10 protein-coding genes are annotated in these 17,998 nt (G+C 69.2%); 6 read left to right on the top strand and 4 right to left on the bottom strand.

The annotated features are described in order from the left end of the window. Window positions 1-55 precede the first annotated feature (55 nt). The gene (locus tag AC0685_RS27265) at window positions 56-916 is read right to left on the bottom strand and encodes an NAD(P)-dependent oxidoreductase (protein WP_478228126.1); all 861 of its coding nucleotides are present in this window, start codon (window positions 914-916) and stop codon (window positions 56-58) included. Window positions 917-927: 11 nt separating this feature from the next. Then, entirely contained in the window at window positions 928-1,803 is an 876-nt protein-coding gene (locus AC0685_RS27260) for an NAD(P)-dependent oxidoreductase (RefSeq protein WP_478228125.1), read from the bottom strand. 95 nt (window positions 1,804-1,898) lie between these two features. Between AC0685_RS27260 and AC0685_RS27255 the strand changes: the two genes are divergently transcribed. The 4 genes from AC0685_RS27255 to AC0685_RS27240 all read left to right on the top strand — a co-directional run bounded on the left by AC0685_RS27255 (window position 1,899) and on the right by AC0685_RS27240 (window position 9,158). Further along, window positions 1,899-5,087: an AfsR/SARP family transcriptional regulator gene (locus AC0685_RS27255; RefSeq protein WP_478228124.1), complete on the top strand. Its 3,189-nt coding sequence runs from the start codon at window positions 1,899-1,901 to the stop codon at window positions 5,085-5,087. Window positions 5,088-5,234: 147 nt separating this feature from the next. Continuing rightward, entirely contained in the window at window positions 5,235-7,811 is a 2,577-nt protein-coding gene (locus AC0685_RS27250; protein WP_478228248.1) for an FtsX-like permease family protein, read from the top strand. Then, window positions 7,804-8,496 (top strand): ABC transporter ATP-binding protein, encoded by a 693-nt coding sequence (locus tag AC0685_RS27245; protein WP_340681814.1) that lies wholly within the window; start codon window positions 7,804-7,806, stop codon window positions 8,494-8,496. Before AC0685_RS27250 ends, AC0685_RS27245 begins: the two co-directional genes overlap by 8 nt. Then, a complete protein-coding gene (locus tag AC0685_RS27240) occupies window positions 8,496-9,158 on the top strand; it encodes an ABC transporter ATP-binding protein (RefSeq protein WP_478228123.1) in 663 nt (220 codons plus the stop codon). Before AC0685_RS27245 ends, AC0685_RS27240 begins: the two co-directional genes overlap by 1 nt. A gap of 62 nt (window positions 9,159-9,220) precedes the next feature. Here the strand turns inward: AC0685_RS27240 and AC0685_RS27235 are convergent, their stop codons facing one another. Next, window positions 9,221-10,864, bottom strand: a complete 1,644-nt coding sequence (locus AC0685_RS27235; RefSeq protein ID WP_478228122.1) for a tannase/feruloyl esterase family alpha/beta hydrolase — start codon at window positions 10,862-10,864, stop codon at window positions 9,221-9,223. 199 nt (window positions 10,865-11,063) lie between these two features. Between AC0685_RS27235 and AC0685_RS27230 the strand changes: the two genes are divergently transcribed. Then, complete coding sequence (locus AC0685_RS27230; protein WP_478228121.1) at window positions 11,064-15,356, top strand: GH92 family glycosyl hydrolase; 4,293 nt, start codon at window positions 11,064-11,066, stop codon at window positions 15,354-15,356. Between the two features lie 64 nt (window positions 15,357-15,420). On the opposite strand, the gene AC0685_RS27225 is transcribed toward AC0685_RS27230, so the two are convergent. Next, window positions 15,421-16,815: an MFS transporter gene (locus AC0685_RS27225; RefSeq protein WP_478228120.1), complete on the bottom strand. Its 1,395-nt coding sequence runs from the start codon at window positions 16,813-16,815 to the stop codon at window positions 15,421-15,423. A gap of 402 nt (window positions 16,816-17,217) precedes the next feature. Here AC0685_RS27225 and AC0685_RS27220 point away from each other — a divergent pair, with 402 nt between their 5' ends. Continuing rightward, window positions 17,218-17,976, top strand: a complete 759-nt coding sequence (locus tag AC0685_RS27220; protein WP_478228119.1) for an SDR family oxidoreductase — start codon at window positions 17,218-17,220, stop codon at window positions 17,974-17,976. The last annotated feature ends 22 nt before the right edge of the window (window positions 17,977-17,998 follow it).

The following is a 17,998-nucleotide window of genomic DNA, read 5'->3' as shown; positions in this document are numbered from 1 at the left end:
CCTCAGGGTAGGCAAGGAGGCCTTCACGACCTTGGTGGCCGCACGAGCCGGGCACTTACTTGCGGTCCGCCTTGATGATCTCGAAAAGGCTGGTCCACGAGCTACGTCCGTGTCCGGCGGCGATCGCCCGGTCGTAGTGCGACTTGACCGCCTCGGGCAGGGCCAGGTCGACCCCGGCGTCCCGGCTCGCCTGGACGATGTGGTCGGCCGTCGCGCCCATCATGGTCACGCTGGCGTCGTCGCCGGGGTGTTCGCCCTTCTCGATCTGCTCGGCCGCGGCGTCCAGGTAGAAATCCATCATCTTGAAGTTGTCCTTGGCGTACGGGAGGAACTTCTCCACCGGCACACCGGCCGAGCGCACCAGCGCGCTCGCGTGCATGAACACCGAAAGCGAGGTCAGGAAGACGTCCAGCTGCGCCTGGTAGAACAGCTGCGCCAGCCGGACGTCGTCACCGAGGTAATCCGGCCGCCCGATCAGCGCCAGGGTCTCGCGGTGCTTCTCGAGCACGTCAGCCGGGCCGCTGTAGAAGACGTACGCCTCCTCCTTGCCGACCAACTCGGCGGGCACCATCACACCACCCGCGAGGAACTGCCCGCCACGGGCCTTGACCCAGTCCGCGGCTTCGCGGGTCTTCTCCGGAGTGTCCGAGCTGAGGTTGACGATCACCTTGCCCGCCAGTGCGTCCTCGGCCTTGCCGAGGATGTCGTACATGGCGGCGTAGTCGGTGAGGCTCAGCAGCACCAGCTCCGACGCCGCCACCGCGTCCGCGGGAGTCGCGGCGCGCACGGCACCCGCCGCGACGACGTCGTCCGCGCGGGCGGCGGTGCGGTTCCAGACCGTCACTCCGTGGCCGTTCTCCAGGAGTACCCGGACCATGGCCTGTCCCATCGGGCCGAGCCCGATCAGTGTGATCATTGTGTCTTCCTTTACTTTTTGAGGAGTTCGATGACGCCGATCAGGTCTTCGGCGCCGTGTCCATCGGCGACCCGCTTGTCCATCAGCGACTGCAGCGGGGTGAGCAGTTCGGCGCTGACGCCTTGTTCCGCCGCGGCTTTGGCGAGGTTCGGGTAGGCGGCCGCCTGCATCGCGATGTTCGAGACGACGTCGGTCACGTAGTCGCCGTCGTCGATCTGTTCGGCCGCGCGCTCCAGGAAGCCGCTCATCGCGTCGATCCAGGCTCGGAGCAGCGGCGCGAATTCCCGCGCCTTGACCCCCGCCGAGCCGACCAGCGTGTATGCCTGGATGACGCCGATGAAGTGCCCGTACATCCCGCTGAGCAGCGCGATGTCGTGCAGGGGCGCCAGTCCGGGATCCGCGCCGAGGTAGTTGGCGCCGCCGAAGGTGTCGAGCGCGGTGCGTGCCCGGCCGAAGACCGTGCCCGAGCCGCTGTAGAAGATGAACGCCGCGGGGGTGCCGATCATCGGCGGGACGGCCATGATCCCGCCGTCCAAGTACTCCGCGCCCAGTTCCTCGGCCCAACCACCCATTTCGCGCGCCTGGCCGGGGGTGCCGTTGGTCAGGTTGATCAGCTGCCGTCCCTTGAGCCCGGACGCCACCGGGTCGAGGACCTCGTGCACCGAGTCGTAGTCGAGCAGGCAGGCGATCACGATCTGGTTCGCCGCGAGAGCGTCCTCGACGGTCGAAGCGACCGAAGCTCCCTTCGCCGCCACCGCCTCGGCGCGGCTCGCGGTCCGGTTCCACGCGGTGACCGGATGTCCCGCGGCCAGTAGTGCCTCTACGAGCGCGGTTCCCATCGCGCCCAGCCCCAGTACCGTCACCGGGGTCTTGCCGTGTTCGCTCATGGGACCACCGTGACGCGGGCCGCGCACGGATCGCTGCGGGTCCGCGCACGGCCTCGCGCACGATCTTGTCGGTGCTCCGCGCTAACGTCGGTTTCGTGCGATTCGGAGTGCTGGGACCACTCGCCGTGTGGACGACCGCGGGCGAGCCCGTCGTCGTGCCCGAGGCGAAGGTCCGCCTCCTGCTCGCCGGGCTGCTGAGCCGCGACGGCAGGGCGGCGTCGGTGTCGTCGCTGACCGACGACCTGTGGGGCGAGCATCCGCCGGGCAATCCGGGCAACACCCTGCAGACGAAGATCTCCCAGTTGCGCCGCGCGCTGGATCGCGCCGAGCATGGCGCGCGGGAACTCGTGACGCACCAACCGGCCGGGTACGTCCTCGCCGTCGAGCCGGGTGACCTGGACGTCCATCGGTTCCGCGCGCTCACCGCACGGGCCCGCGACGCCGTCGACCCGAGCGCCCGTGCCGCACTGCTGGCGGATGCGCTGGCGTTGTGGCGAGGGCCCGCGTACGCCGGATTCGAGGACGAGCCGTTCGCCGTCGCCGCTGCTCAGCGGTTGGAGGAGGAAAGGCTGCTCGCCGAAGAGGAGCGAGCCGAAGCCCGGCTGGCGCTCGGCGAGCACGGCGTCCTCACCGGGGAGCTGGCCGCGCTGGTCTCGCGCCATCCGCTGAGGGAACGGCTCCGCGGACTGCTGATGCGCGCGTTGTACGCGGCCGGACGGCACAGCGAAGCTCTCGAGACCTACGCCGAACTGCGCGCCCGCCTGCGTGACGAATCCGGTCTCGAACCGGGGCCGGAGCTCGCGGCGTTGCACCAGGCGGTCCTCACCCGCAGTCCGGACCTCGAGCCAGTCCGCGCCGCCGGGCCGGTGCGCGGGAACCTGCCGGAGGCGGTGACCGAGCTGATCGGCCGCACGACAGCGGTCAAGGAAGTGGTAGCGCTCGTCACCGACGCACGACTGGTCACCCTCACCGGCCCCGGCGGTGTGGGCAAGACCAGGCTCGCCATCGAGGCCGCGTCGAAGGTCGTGATGGGCGACGGCACCTGGCTCGTCGAGCTGGCGGGTCTGGACAACGTCGAGTGCCCGACGTGCCCGCCCGAGGATCTCGTCGCCGTCGTCCTGGCGGCCGTGCTGGATCTCCGGGAGGACGCGACGTCGACTGGAACGCTGTCCCAGTCGCTGGCCGATGCCTTGCGGGACAAGGAGATCCTGCTGGTCCTGGACAACTGTGAACAGGTCGTCGAGCCGGTCGCGGCATTGGTGGAAAGGCTGCTCGCGGCGGCGCCCCGGCTGCGCGTGCTCACCACCAGCCAGGAGCCGCTCGGGTTGCCAGGGGAGAACGTCTGGGTCGTACCGCCGCTGGAGCTGCCCGAGCTGCCGGATTTCGCCGCCGTGCGGGAGTCGAGCGCGGTCCGGTTGTTTGCCGCGCGTGCCGCCGCGGCCGCGCCGGGGTTCGCGCTCGACGCGGAGAACGCGGCCGTGGTCGCCCGGATCTGCCGCACGCTCGACGGCATCCCGCTGGCGCTCGAACTCGCCGCCACCCGCGTGCGGACGCTGGGCGTGCACGAACTCCTCGCCCGCCTCGACGACCGGTTCGCCCTGCTGTCGTCGGGCAGGCGAGGCGGGCCGCGTCGCCAGCAGACGCTCCGGGCGATGATCGACTGGAGCTGGAGCCTGCTGAGCGAGCCCGAGCAGATCGTGCTGCGCAGGCTCGCCGTCCACGCCGAGGGCTGCGGGCTCGACGCGGCCGAGTCGGTCTGCGCCGGCGGTGAGATCGCCGCCGGTGACGTGCTGGATCTCCTGTCCCGGCTCGTCGACAGGTCGCTGGTGGTCAGCAGGCCCGGCAGGTCCGGTGAACCGCGGTTCCGGCTCCTGGAGTCCGTATCGGCATACGCCTTGGACCACGCCGAGCAGGCGGGCGAACTCGACGACCTGTACTTGCGGCACGCCCGTTTCCACGTCGAGCTGGCCGAACGCGGGGACACGGGCCTGCGCGGGAGGGAGCAGCGGCGCTGGCTCGACAGGCTGGACGCTGAAGGAGCCAACACCCGGCGCGCGCTGGAAACGCTGCTGCGGCAAGGAGAACATCGGCTCGCGTCGCGACTGGTGAACGCGACGGCGTGGTTCTGGTTCCTCCGCGGACGGCTCACCGAGGCCAAGCGCTCGCTGGACCTCGTGCTCGGCACCGAGGCGGGCACCGGCGACGAATACGCGCAGGCCCTCGGCTGGCGCACCGGGATCGCCGTGCTCGACGGCACCGGCACGGACGGAGCGGCGGAAGAGATCGCGTGGGGTATCACCGATCCTCTCGTACAAGCACGGATCTTGTGGTTCCTCGGCTACGCGTGGTCCACGGTCGGCGACCTGTGCCGGGCGGAGAAGCTCACGCTCGGTGCGCTGGAAACCGCCCGCGACATCGGTGACGACTGGAGCGCCGCCGCCGCGCTGAGCGACAGGGCGGCCCACCTGATCGCCGGTGGCGACCTCACCGGAGGTGGCCGGATCGCGGCGCAGAGCGCCGGCATCTTCGACGGGCTCGGCGAACGCTGGGGCTGGCTTCAGGCTTCGTTCGTCATCGGCATGCTGGCGTCGATCGCCGGGGATTACGACCACGCCGCCCGCGTCCATCGGGAAAGCCTTCGCCGCGCGGAGGAACTGGAGTTGTGGCCGGAGGTCTCCTACAAACTGTCGTGGCTGGGCCGGACGGCGCTGCTCACTGGCGATTTCGAAGGAGCGAAGGAGTTCCACGAGCGGGCCAGGACCTTGGCCGTCGAGCACAGTTTCAAACCCGGTGAGGTGTACGCCGAGACTGGGCTCGCGCTCGGCGCACGGCGCCAGGGGCTGTTCGATGAGGCCGAGCGGCGGCTGCTGTCCATACTGGACTGGCATCGCCGTGTGGAGTCCGAAGCGGGCAGCACCCTGATCCTGGCGGAGCTCGGGTTCATCGCCGAGCAACGCGGAGACGCGGTGGCGGCGAAGCGGCTCCACCTGGACGGTCTCGCGATCGCTCGCCAGAGCGAGGATCCCCGTGCGATCGCGCTCGGTCTCGAGGGCCTGGCCGGCGCGGAGGCGGCAGCCGGCTCGTATCGCCTGGCCGCGCGGCTGCTCGGTGCCGCGGCGGCTTCGCGGCGCTCGGTGGGTGCACCCCTGCCGAAAGCCGAACGCGACGACGTCGACAGGATCACCGGCGTGATCGTCGCGGCGCTCGGAGAAACCGCATTCTCGGCGGAGTGCGAGGCGGGTGAGACGACACCCATCGATCAATTGGTGACGGACAGTCAGTGAGCACGGGCCCGTGTCACCACAATGGACCAGGCCTTACTTCACGTCAGCAACAAACAGTGAGTTCTTCCTGTCGCCGGAGCGCCATGACCGGTAGCGTGCGTATCCATGCGGGTGAAGTGGGGGGCTCCCGGCGGGCCCAGGGTGACGATGCCGTGGCGAGCGGCTCCGAAAGCGGCACTGACCAGTCCCCTGACTTTGATCATCGCCGCGGTGACCGCGTTGCTGGCCTGTTTCCTCGGGACCGCCGCCGTCCTGCAGGCCTCGGCCGCGGGTGGCGCGGCCGTCACGTATCAGTCCGGCATCGTGTGCCCGGACTACTACGGGCCGGTCTTCAGCAAGGACAACGTGCCCGCCGCGGTGGCTCCGCAGGTCGTCGACTCGGTCCGCCGGAACGCCGCGGCGCACGGCTTTCCCGCGCCGGTCACCTCCCGCTACACGCAGTACCTCTACGGCACCGAGTTCAACGGCGACCCCAACTACAAGGTCGTTCTCGCCCATCGTGACCAGGCGACGCAGGGCCACCTCGACGTGACGAGCGGATCCGCGGGCGCCGGGTTCCTGCTCGGCACCGTCGTCGCCGGGGCGGAGAACATCAAGGTCGGAGCCACGCCGAGCATCAAGGGCACCCCGATACCCCCGGTGACCGGGCTGTACCGCGACCTTCCCGACACGGCGCCGCGCTGGTGGTGCTCGCAGCAGCGGAACGCCGTCGTCAGCAGGCTCGCCAACGACCCGCTCGACTCGGTCATGTTCGCCAACGACGGGAAGACGTTCGACGACACGGTCCGCGCGCTGGGCGTCCCGACGATCAAGACGTTGCACATGTCGTTCTACGAGGCTCCGCCCAAGACCGTGAGCGAAGCCGAGGACCTGGAGGAACGGGGGAAGGCCCTCATCGCCGCGGTCAAGGCGGATCTGGGCTCCCGTGGCCTCGGTGACGCGATCGTCGGGTCGCTGCCGTTCGAGCGCTCGGTCGAGATCAGCAACCAGGCGGAATCGAACGTCCTGGTCTCGATCCTGCCGCTCGCGGCCATCAGCATTCTCGTCGGCTGCGCGGGGATCGGCACCGTCGCGTTGCAGTGGTACCAGCGGCGGCACCCGCAGCTGAGGTTGCTGTCGGCACGCGGCAGCGGCCCTGGGGCGCTGGGGTTGCTCGCGGTCGCCGAACTCGGGCTCCCGATCGTCGCCGGTGGCGCGCTGGGCGCGGCGCTCGCGCGGCTGTTGCTCGGGCTCTACGGACCACCAGGTGAACTGGATGATGGCGCGACGTTCTGGGGATCGCTCGTCGCGGCCGGGATCCTGCTCGTCTCGCTCGCACTGCTCGCCGGGGTGATCTCCGTCCGGACCCATCGGGAGTTCGAACTCGGAAGGGTCCGCTCCGGACGGCGCAAGAAGGTTAAGTTCCTGGCCTTCTTCCCGTGGGAACTGCTCACCGCCGGTGTCGCCCTGCTCGGCTGGAACCGGCTCGTCGACTACAGCAAGGGATCGCGGATCGGCAATCCGCTCCCCCAGGTCGACCCGCTCGCGCTCACGTATCCGGTGTTCGTCGTATTGACGGTCGGGCTCGTCGCCGCACGACTGGCCTGGCTCGCCCTGCACGCCTCGCATCGCGCCCGGCTGTGGTCCCGGCCTGCACTGCAACTGGCCATCCGGCGGCTCGCCAGCGCCCGCGCGCCGGTCACCGGTGTGCTCGTGATCGGCACGCTCGCCATCGGGACCCTGGCCACCGGGATCGGCATCGCGCGCGGGCAGGAAGAAGCCCTGCAGACGAAGTCCGCCATCTTCGTCGGGGCCGAGACCAGGGTCGACACCGAAAGCGTCGTCGGCACGGGGAAGGTCGCGCTGCCCGCCTCACTGGACGGCGGCACCACGATCGTCGGCGAGCTGACCGGCACCGGCAATGTCGTGCTGGTCGTGGACCCGCGGACCTTCCGGCAGGCCGCCACGCTCGGTCCGCTCGACGGCGCCGAGGTCGACCGGTTGCTGAGCGGTCTGTCGAGCCAGGGCACCGGTGTCCCGGCGATCCGGATCGGACACGACGCGGCCCAGAAGACCACGTTGCCCGCCGGTCTCGCCGAGGCCAAGGCGATCGGTGAACTGCCGATGTTCCCGATCATCGGCACCAAGGCCGGGTACGTGATCTCGCGGGAATCGCTCACCGAGGCGCAGTTGCGCACCGTGCCCAAGTGGAGCGTGCTGTCCAGCTCGTCGATGACGCGGGTGACCGAGGCGCTGGCCTCGGTGGGGGTGATGACGGCGGTCAACCGCGTCACCCGTGAGTCCGCGCTCGACGCGCTCCCGTTCTACGTGGTGTCTTGGACGTTCTCGTTCATGGCCCTGCTCGGGGCCGTGCTCGGCGTGGTGGCCGTGCTGTCGCTGCTGGTCGCGGTCGAAGTCCGACGGCGCCAGAACGCGCTCGCCGGGGCTCTGGTGCTGCGGATGGGAATGCGGCCACGTGCCCTGCTGGCGAGTCATCTGATGGAACTGGGCACCCTCAGCGGGCTCGCCGTGGTCATCGGCGTCGTGTGCGGTGTCTCGGTCGCGGGGCTTTCGGTGCCACGGTTCGATCCGGCGACGTTCCTCCCGCCGCAGTCGGCGCTGCCCGACCCGACCCCGCTCGCCCTGACCGTGCTCGCCGTCGGTGTGCTCGTCGTGGCGCTGGCGGGCTGGATCGCGATGCGCTCGGTGCGCACCGCCCGAACCGCGGAGTTGATCCGTGCCTGAGAAACCGATCTTCCGGCTGCGCGGGATCGGCGTCGACTACCAGACGCCGGCGGGCACGGTCACCGGCGTCGAGGACGTCACCTTCGACATCCCGGCGCGCGGGATCACCGTGCTGGCGGGGCCGTCCGGCTCCGGCAAGTCCACCCTGCTACGGACGCTCGGCCTCTTCGAGCAGCCCGTACGGGGCACGATCTCCTTCCAAGGCAGCGAAACCGGCAAGCTGCGGCATCGTGACCGGCGGGCGCTGCGGCGGAACCACCTCGGCCTGGTGTTCCAGAATCCGACCGACAACCTGCTCGCGTATCTGAGCGTCGCGGACAATCTCCGCGCGGCGGCCGAATCGGCCGGGACCGAATGCCTGCCTGACGACATCCTCGAGCAACTGGGGCTCGGCGGGACCGGCAGCTGGCGGATCTCCGCACTGTCCGGCGGACAGCAGCAGCGCCTCGCGTTCGGCTGCACCCTCGCCCGACGCTCGACCGTCGTACTCGCCGACGAGCCGACGTCCCAATTGGACGAAGGCTCCGCCGACCGGGTGCTCGACACCCTGAAGTATTTGGCGGATCAGGATTTCGCCGTCATCGTGGCGTCGCACGACGACCGGCTCATCGAACTCGGCAGCCGGGTCGCGCGGATGCACAAGGGCAGGCTGGAAGAAGTCGAAGAACGGGAGGTCGTGCCGTGATGGCGGAACCCGCCCTCGAGGCCGTCGGGTTGCGCCGCCGGTTCCCCCATCCCAGCGGGGACGTCGAAGTCCTGCGCGGGCTCGAACTGCGGGTGGCCCCGGGAGAACTGGTCACCGTGTCCGGCCGGTCGGGTTCCGGCAAGAGCGCGCTGCTGGCGCTGCTGTGCGGTTTCGACTCGCCCGATTCGGGCAGTGTCCTGCTGGACGGCGTCCCGATAGCGGGCGCGCCGCCGTGGCACACCTGCGCCGTCCTGCCGCAGGCGCTCGGCCTCGCGAACGAGCTCACCATCGCGGAGAACGTGGCGCTGCCGCTGCGGCTCCGATCCGACGTTCCCAAGCCCAGCGCGAAAGACATCCACACGCGGGTTTCGGAGCTGCTGGAGGAACTCGGGATCGGCGATCTCGGTGACCGCTACCCTCTCGAGGTCTCGTTCGGGCAGCAGCAACGGGTCGCGCTCGCCAGGGCGGTCAGCGGGCGGCCCCGGGTCCTGCTCACCGACGAGCCGACGGCGCACCTGGACGCCGGGAGCACGCCGCGGGTGCTTCGGCTGTTGCGGCGCTGCGCCGAAGAGGGCGCCGCGGTCATCGTGGCGACGCACGACGACGAGGTGCACCGGATCGCGGACCGGCGGGTACGACTGCTGGACGGCGTCCTCTCCTGACTCGTGAGTGGTAAGGACGGTTCTAACCGTCCTTACCACCCACGAGACGCGCCCCAACACCTCTAGGGAGCTACCGGCCCTGCCTTCCCGTACAGCCCGTTTCCCGCCCAGTTCACAAGATCGCGCGAAGGCCGCGAGGGCGGGACTGGCACGAAGTTGGCCGCGTCGTCGACGCTTCCGGTGCCGTCGTACTTCGCCTGCAGCGGATACGGGAACACCGGCCGCGTGCGGAAGACCTTGCCGTCGGCGCCGCGGCCGGTGGCGACCGTCCGGTCCGGCGCGGCGCCTCGCTCGACCCAGGAGACGAGTTCCTTCAGCGGGTCGTACTCGGTCAGCTTGTCGCCGGTCGCGCAGTGGTACAGCGCGGGCACCATGAACAGCCGCGCCCAGTCCCGCGTCGCGGCGGGGCCGCCATTGGCGCGGGTGAGCCGCTCGTAGTAGTCGATGCTGCCCGCGGCGGGGATCGCCTGGTCCGCCCAGCCGTGCCAGATCACGAGTTTCCCGCCCGCACGCCGGAATTCGCGCAGGTCCGTCGACATCGCGTTGGAGCGGACGCCTTCCGGGGTCAGCCTGTCGAATTCACGAGCGGTGAAGGCGAACTTCTCGACCGACGAATGCCGTGTCCCGATCGGGTACGCCATGTACTTCAGGTAGTTGTCGGCGAGCGAGTGCGCGAACGGGATCCCGCCGGTTTCCGGGGACGGGATGATCCAGCCGTACCAGGAGAGTTCGGAGCCGACGGTCTGGCCACCCGGGTACAGCTTGCGGCCGCGTTCGTCGGTCGGCGGCGCGTAGATCTTCTTGGTGGCTTCGACCTGTGCGGTGGTGAGGCAGCCCGCGTTGTCGGTGCCCGGCGGGCAGGCGATCGTGGCCGGGTCGAAGCGGCACGTGCGCGGATCGTCGATGGCACCGTCGCCGAGCCCGTCGGACTTGTCGCAAGAGGACAGTGCGGCGGCGTGCAGGGCCGGGAGTTTGTCTTCGGTCAGGATCGGCTCGCCGTCGGCGCCGGTGTTCACCTTGGCGAGCCAGGTCTGGTAGACGCCGAGCAGCGGCCCCCAATATCCGGCCGGCGCGCCCGCGAGGATCCCGTCGAAGTCGTGGGGATAGCGCTGCGCGAGCAGAAGCGCCTCGCGGCCGCCGTCGGAGCAACCGCTGAAGTACGACTTCTTCGGAGGAGCGCCGTAGAACTGCGTGATCAGCCGCTTGGACGCCTTCGAGACCACGTGCGGGGCGCGGAACGCGAAGTCGTCGCGCGCGGCCTGGTCGTTCTCGGCCCACTTGCCGTCATCGACGATCGCGGAGGTCTTGCCGACGTGACCGTCGTCCGTGGCCGCGACCGCGACGTCGCCGCCGTGCGGGAGGCCGCAGTCAGCGAACGGTGGCGTGGTGACCACCCCGCAGAACCCGCCGCAGCCGAACTGCAGGTACCGGCCCGCGTAGGTCTTGGTGGGCAACCGGAGCTGGAACCGCACCGCAGGTTCGACGTAGCCGCGGACGTCGCAGTTCTCGGGTTCGGTCGCCGTCGCCGGCACCACGGTCGCGGTCTCGACATGCGTGACCGCGCCGGGGATGTCATAGGTCCGCACCAGATCGGCGCAGGTGCGCACCGGGCGGAACGTCGTTTCTCCGGCAGTGGCCGCCGGAGCCGTGAGTATCGAGCCTGCCGTGATGAGCGCTGCCACGCCGAGCATGGACAACCGCCGCATGTCCCCACCCCAGTTTCCCGGATCGGCTTCAGTCGTCTCTTCACCCTGGCCCCGGCCCCGGCGGTTGTCCACCAGGTTTCCGGGCATCCGGGTTGTCCAGTTCGGGCCAGGTTTGTCCGAGTGTCTTGACATCGATGTCACACGCGAGCTTTTCTCTCTTGGCGTCACCGGTCCCCTGCGAGAAAGCATTGGTGCAACGATGCCCCGAAGCGTCAGACCTTGGGTCTGCAGCCTTCTGAGTGCCACGGTCGTGGCGTCCGGGCTGGTAGCCCTCCCCGCCACCGCCGCGGCCGAAGAGGCCCCGCCGGACTTCTACTCCTCGTTCGAGCCGGGCGAACCGGAGCCGACGTGGAGCGACACCGTCGACGTCGACCCGTCCGGCAAGCCGAAGGCCTTCGGTGTCGACGGCGCGAACGCCACCACCATCCCCGGTGACATCCGCGGCAAGGTCACCGAGGTCTCCGCCAACAGCGAGAACACCCCCAACGAGGGGGTGGCGAACCTCGTCGATGGCTCGACCGACACCAAGTGGCTGGCCTGGACCCCGACCGGCTGGGCGCAGATCACGCTGTCCGAGCCGACGTCGATCACCCGGTACGCGTTGTCCTCGGCGAACGACTTCGACAACCGCAACCCGCAGGACTGGACGCTGAAGGGCTCCGCCGACGGCCAGACCTGGACCGATCTGGACAAGCAGACCGGGCAGAAGTTCAGCGAGCCGTTCCAGAAGAAGGAATACCGCCTCGCCGCCGCGAGCGCCGCGTACAAGTTCTTCCGGCTCGAGATCACCAAGAACAACGGCGGCCCGATCATGCAGCTCTCGGAGCTGCTGCTGGCCAACGAGGACCCGGCCCCGCCTGCGCTGCCGAACATGCGTAGCTTCACCGACAGCGGCCCCGGCAGCGGTTACACCAGCAAGAACCGGGTCGGGTTCACCGGTCTGCGCGCGTTCCGCTACTCCGGCAGCCACAAGGCGCAGGGGCACGGCTGGTCGTACAACAAGATCTTCGACGTCGACCTCCCGGTGGCGGCGACCTCGGAGCTGTCGTACAAGGTGCAGCCGGAGTTCATCCGCGGCGACCTCAAGTACCCGAGCACGAACGTCGCGGTGGACCTGGCGTTCACCGACGGCACCTATCTGAGCCAGCTCGGCGCGGTCGACCAGTACGGTTTCGGGCTTTCCCCGCAGGGCCAGGGCGCGAGCAAGGTGCTGTACACCAACCAGTGGAACCTGGTGCGCTCGCAGATCGGTGTGGTCGCGAAGGGCAAGACGATCGACCGGATCCTCGTCGGCTACGACAACGCCGACGGCCCGGGTTCGCTGCAGGGCTGGCTGGACGACATCAAGGTTTCGGCGACGCCGACACCGCCAGCGAGCCTTCGCCCGTCCGACAACGTGCTCACCACTCGCGGCTCGCTGTCGAACGGGTCGTTCTCGCGGGGCAACAACATGCCCGCCACCGCGGTTCCGCACGGGTTCAACTTCTGGATCCCGACGACCGACGCGGGCACGTTGAGCTGGATGTACTCCTACCACTCGCGCAACAACGAGCAGAACCTCCCGGCGCTGCAGGCGTTCTCCGCGAGTCACGCGCCGAGTCCGTGGATGGCGGACCGGCAGACTTTCCAGTTCCTGCCCTCCACCGCGTCCGGCGTGCCGAATCCCGACCGTGAGGCGCGGAAGCTGCCGTTCAAGCACTCGAACGAGACGGCGCGGGCGCACTACTACGGTGTCGACTTCGAGAACGGGATCAAGGCCGAGGTCGCGCCGACCGATCACGCGGCGCTGTACCGCTTCAGGTTCCCCGGGGCGGACTCGAACCTGATCTTCGACAACGTCAACAACAACGGCGGGCTCACCCTCGACCCCGCCGGCCGGGCGATCACCGGGTACAGCGACGTGAAGAGCGGGCTGTCGGCCGGCGCCACCCGGATGTTTGTCTACGCCACCTTCGACAAGCCGGTGACCGCCGGTTCGAAGCTGTCGACCGGTTCGGGCGACCAGAAACGGGACAACGTCCTCGGCTACCTGAAGTTCGACGCGGGCGCCGACAAGACGGTGAACATGCGGATCGCGACCTCGCTGATCAGCGTGGACCAGGCGAAGAAGAACCTGGAGCAGGAACTCGCCCCGAACGCGACGCTCGAGTCCGTCGCCGGTGCCGCGCAGAACGCGTGGGACGAGAAGCTCAAGGTCGTCGAGGTCGAAGGCGCCTCGAAGGACCAGCTGATCACGCTGTACTCCAACCTGTACCGCCTGTTCCTGTACCCGAACTCGGGCTTCGAGAACGTCGGCACCGTCGAGAAGCCGGTGAAGAAGTACGCGAGCCCGGTGTCGCCCAAGGCCGGTCAGGACACCCCGACGCAGACCGGGGCGAAACTGGTCGACGGCGAGTTCTACGTCAACAACGGGTTCTGGGACACCTATCGGACGGTGTGGTCGGCGTATTCGCTGCTCAGCCCGGACACCACCGGCAAGCTCGTCGACGGTTTCGTGCAGCAGTACCGTGACGGCGGCTGGATTTCACGCTGGTCCTCCCCCGGTTACGCGGATCTGATGACCGGCACGAGTTCGGACGCCGCGTTCGCGGACGCCTACCTCAAGGGAGTCAAGGGTTTCGACGTCCAGTCGGCCTACGACTCGGCTATCAAGAACGCGACGGTGACCCCACCGAACGGCGCGGTCGGACGCAAAGGAATCGACGAGGGCACGTTCCTCGGGTACGCGCCGAACACCGCGGACCACGGGTTCTCGTGGGCGATCGAGGGCTACGTCAACGACAACGCCATCGCGAACATGTCGAAGAAGCTCCACGACGAGGCTCCGGCGAACGATCCGCGCAAGCAGGAGTACCTGGACAACTACGGGTACTTCACCGAGCGGGCGACGCAGTACGTGAACGTGTTCGACCCGAGTGTCGGCTTCTTCCAGGGCCGTGACGCGGCGGGCGAGTTCACCCGGAGCAAGGAGGAGTTCGACCCGGAGGTCTGGGGTATCGACTACACCGAGACCAACGCGTACGGCATGCGGTTCTCGGTGCCGCAGGACGGACAGGGCCTGGCGAACCTCTTCGGCGGCAAGGCGGGGCTGGCGTCCAAATTGGACGAGTTCTTCGCCAAGCCGGAGCAGGGTCTCAAGTTCGGCACCTACCCCGGTGTCATCCACGAGATGACCGAGGCACGGGACGTGCGGATGGGCATGTACGCGCATTCCAACCAGGCCGCGCATCACACGCTCTACATGTACGACTACGCGGGTCAGCCGTCGAAGACACAGGCGAAGGTCCGCGAGGCGCTCGCCAGGTTGTACGTCGGCAGCGAGCTCGGCCAGGGCTACGGCGGTGACGAGGACAACGGTGAGCAGTCGGCCTGGTGGCTGTTCGGCATGCTGGGCTTCTACCCGCTGCAGGTCGGCAGCTCGGACTACGCGATCGGCTCGCCGCTGTTCACCAAGGCGACCGTGAACCTGCCCGGCGGCAAGAAGATCGTGGTCAACGCGCCGAAGAACAGCGCGAAGAACGTCTACGTGCAGGGTCTGAAGGTGAACGGCAAGGCGCAGACCTCGACGTCACTGGCGCATTCGGCGATCGCGAACGGCGGGACGCTCGACTTCGACATGGGCCCGAACCCGTCGTCGTGGGGTACCGGCCCGGACGACGCGCCGAAGTCGATCACCAAGGGCGACGCGGTGCCGACCCCGGTGCACGACCTGACCAAGCCGGTCTCCGGCGGGGACGCCGCGTTCTTCGACAACACGTCGCGGACCGAGGCGAAGGTCAAGGCGCCGATCCAGTACCAGGTGCCTTCGACGAACGAGGCGGGTTCGTTCTACACGCTGACTTCGGGCAAGGGCGCGGGTGACGCGAAGAGCTGGGTGCTGAAGGGCTCCTACGACGGGAAGACGTGGGCGGTCGCGGATCGGCGGACCGACCAGACGTTCCAGTGGCGCCAGCAGACCAGGGCGTTCAAGATCGCGAATCCGGCGCACTACGCCTACTACCGGCTCGAGGTCACCGCGACCACGGGCGGGGAGGCGTCGCTGTCGGAGTTCGAGGTGCTGGGCAAGCCCGACGCGGCATGCACGGAGACGATCACCGGCGAGCGCAAGGGTCCGCTGACCGTCCGGAGCGGCGTGACCTGTGTGGACGGTGCGACGATCTCCGGTCCGGTGTCGGTGGCGGCGGGTGCGAGCCTGATCGTTCGCGGCGGCTCGATTTCCGGGCCGTTGACGGCGACCGGCGCGGCGCAGGTCGTGCTGGACCGGACGAAGGTGGGCGGTCCGGTGGCGATCACCGGGACGACCGGGTCGGTCTCGATCGAGCTGACCGAGATCGGCGGGCCGGTGGCGTTGACGGGCAACAAGGGGCCGGTGCTGACTGCCAGCACGATCGGTGGACCTCTGGCGTGCGCGGCCAACTCCCCCGTTCCGACGGACTACGACCTGCAGAACACCGTCCGCGGCCCGGCCGCCGGGCAGTGCGCGAAGCTGTAGTCCTCCGGTGAGTACGTGAAGGCCCCCTTCATTGCGCCTGGCGCGGTGAAGGGGGCCTTCACGTCTATTCGGGACGTCGGCCGCGGAAGATACCGAACCCGACGAGGGCCGCGGACAGCAGGGTGAGCGCGAGCCCGGCGCAGGTGATCGCCTTCGGGAAGTCGGCCGACCGCTGAGCCGCCGTCAACGCGCCGGGGAAGACCAGCGCCAGGATGGTGCCGCTGAGCGCGATGCCGATCCCGGTGGTGACCTCGCTGGAGGTGTCGACGAGCGCGGCTCCGATGGTGGTCCGGTTCGAGGGCAGGCCGCGCATGACGTTGGTGCCCGCCACGACACCGACCATGCGCCTCCCCGCTGCCACGAGGGCGAGCGCGACGGCGATCCAGGCGTAACCGAGCCCGCCGAACACCGTGTAGACCGCGAGCCCGCACACCACCGCGGCTGCGCTGAGCCAGGCGGCCTTGTCGAGGCCGACGCGGGTGATCAGCGGGCCGATGAGGGCGCCTCCGGCGATGAGGACGATGACTTGGGGCAGCATTCCCAGCGCCGCCTGAGCGGGTGCCCAGCCGAGACCGAACTGCAGCTGCAGTGTCACGAGGTACCCGAGGCCGGCGGTCGCCAGCCCCGCCGCGGCTTTGAGCGCCAGGCCGCTGGACACGAGCGGGCGGGCGATGAGTTCCAGGTCGAGCAAGGGATGCCGGGCGGTCTTATCGCGGACGACGAAACAAGTTCCGGCGACGAGCGCGGCAACGGTGGCACCCCAAGGCAGGGTCGAGGCGGTGCCTGCTTCGACGAAGAGCGTCGGGGCGACCAGCGCGAGGACGATCGTGGCGGTTCCCAGCACGGCACCGGCGACGTCGATCGGATCGTGGCGCAGGTCGGCGGGCTCGTCGGCGGGGATGCCGAGGAACGCGAGCGCGGCGACCGGCACGTTCACCAGCAGCAGCGACTGCCACGGCGCGACGGTGAGTGCGAGCCCGCCGGCGGTGGGGCCGACGGCGAGGCCGATCAGGCCCACGGTCGAGATCAGCGTGGTCGCGCGGACGCGCAGGACGTCGTCGTCGAACAGGCGGAACGCGAGGGCGAGTGATCCCGGCGTCGTCATCGCGGCCGCGACACCCATGAGCGCCCGGACGGCGATGAGCTGCCACGCGGAGGTGACGAGCAGCGTGGCCAGGCTCGCCAGTCCGAGCAGGACGAGCCCGGTGAGCATGATCTTGCGCCTTCCTGCCCGATCGGCCAAGGCACCGAACGCCAGCATCAGGCCGCCGAACACAACGGAGTAGGCACCGGTCACCCATTGCAGGGTGGTCGTCGAGGCGGACAGCTCACGGCCGATGGTCGGCAACGCGACGTTGAGGATCGAGTTGTCGAGCATCTCGACCAGGAACACGGCCGAGAGCCCGGCCAGCGCGGGCCATTTCCCGGCCAGGGAGGGGCTTTGGACAGGGGAACGCATCACGTACTCCTTCGAAGTGAAGGAGTGACGGTTCATTCGATACCGCGTATGCGCGTGCCCGGTACGGCGGGCACGTTTCTACCCCGATATCCCGATCATACGGCGCTCGTGAGCGGCAAGGACGGCTAGGTCCGACCGTGGTCTCGGGATCTGCCGCGGGCCGGTCCGTGAAGGCCTCCTTGCCTACCCTGAGGGTTGGCAAGGAGGCCTTCACTACCTCTGGGACCGCCATGATCACATCGGTCTCGTGAGTGGTAAGGACGGTTCTAACCGTCCTTACCACTCACGAGGCCAGGCGGAAGCGCCCCGCACCGCCAGTTTCCGCACGTCCATGTACAGGGCATCCGGCGGGGTGGCCCGCCGGTTCTTGAGGGTGGAAGCTCTCGTGAACGGAGGATCAAGGTGACGAACCCGATTCTGGTGACCGGCGGTACCGGCGACCTCGGCCGTGAGGTGGTGCGGCGGCTGGTGGCCGAAGGTCGGCCGACCCGGATCATGAGCAGGCGACCACGTCCCGCCGACGAGCCGACCGAATGGGCGCGGTGCGATCTGAAGACCGGTGACGGCCTCGCCGAGGCGGTCGACGGTGTCTCGGCGATCATCCATTGCGCGTCGACGCTGGGCCGCGGGGACGAGCGGGTGACGCGGAACCTGGTCGAGGCGGCGCGGCGGGTGGGCGGTCCGCATCTGGTGTACATCTCGATCGTCGGCATCGACGTGATCCGATTCTTCTACTACGACGAGAAGCTGGCCTCGGAGAAGGTGATCGAGGAGTCCGGTCTGCCGTGGACGGTGCTGCGCGCGACGCAGTTCCACGAACTCGTCGCGCGGGCGTCGGCGGCGCAGCGGCGGCTGCCGGTCACGTTCATGCCGTCGGGGTTCCGGTTCCAGCCGGTCAGCACCGCCGACGTCGCGGATCGGCTGGTCGAGCTGGTGTCCGGTGCGCCGTCGGGGCGGGTGCCGGACATGGGCGGCCCCGAGGTGCGCAGCGCCCGTGAACTGGCGGAGGCGTATCAGCGGTCGGTGGGACGCCGGAAGCCGATCGTGTCGCTGTGGTTGCCGGGCAAGGCGGCCCGGGCGTTCCGGGCGGGCGGCAACCTGACGCCGGAGAACGCGACCGGCGTCGGCACCTTCGAGGAGTTCCTTTCCTCACGCGTTTAGTCCTCTGGATGCGGCACACCGA

The organism is Amycolatopsis sp. NPDC043889 (assembly GCF_056435645.1).
This window is presented reverse-complemented; position numbering and strand designations above follow the sequence as displayed.

Coding starts and splice junctions, on each gene's coding strand:
- AC0685_RS27240 (WP_478228123.1), top strand. CDS start 8,496: ATGGCGGAACCCGCCCTCGAGGCCGTCGGGTTGCGCCGCCGGTTCCCC.
- AC0685_RS27265 (WP_478228126.1), bottom strand. CDS start 916: ATGATCACACTGATCGGGCTCGGCCCGATGGGACAGGCCATGGTCCGG.
- AC0685_RS27225 (WP_478228120.1), bottom strand. CDS start 16,815: ATGCGTTCCCCTGTCCAAAGCCCCTCCCTGGCCGGGAAATGGCCCGCG.
- AC0685_RS27250 (WP_478228248.1), top strand. CDS start 5,235: ATGCCGTGGCGAGCGGCTCCGAAAGCGGCACTGACCAGTCCCCTGACT.
- AC0685_RS27235 (WP_478228122.1), bottom strand. CDS start 10,864: ATGCGGCGGTTGTCCATGCTCGGCGTGGCAGCGCTCATCACGGCAGGC.
- AC0685_RS27260 (WP_478228125.1), bottom strand. CDS start 1,803: ATGAGCGAACACGGCAAGACCCCGGTGACGGTACTGGGGCTGGGCGCG.
- AC0685_RS27230 (WP_478228121.1), top strand. CDS start 11,064: ATGCCCCGAAGCGTCAGACCTTGGGTCTGCAGCCTTCTGAGTGCCACG.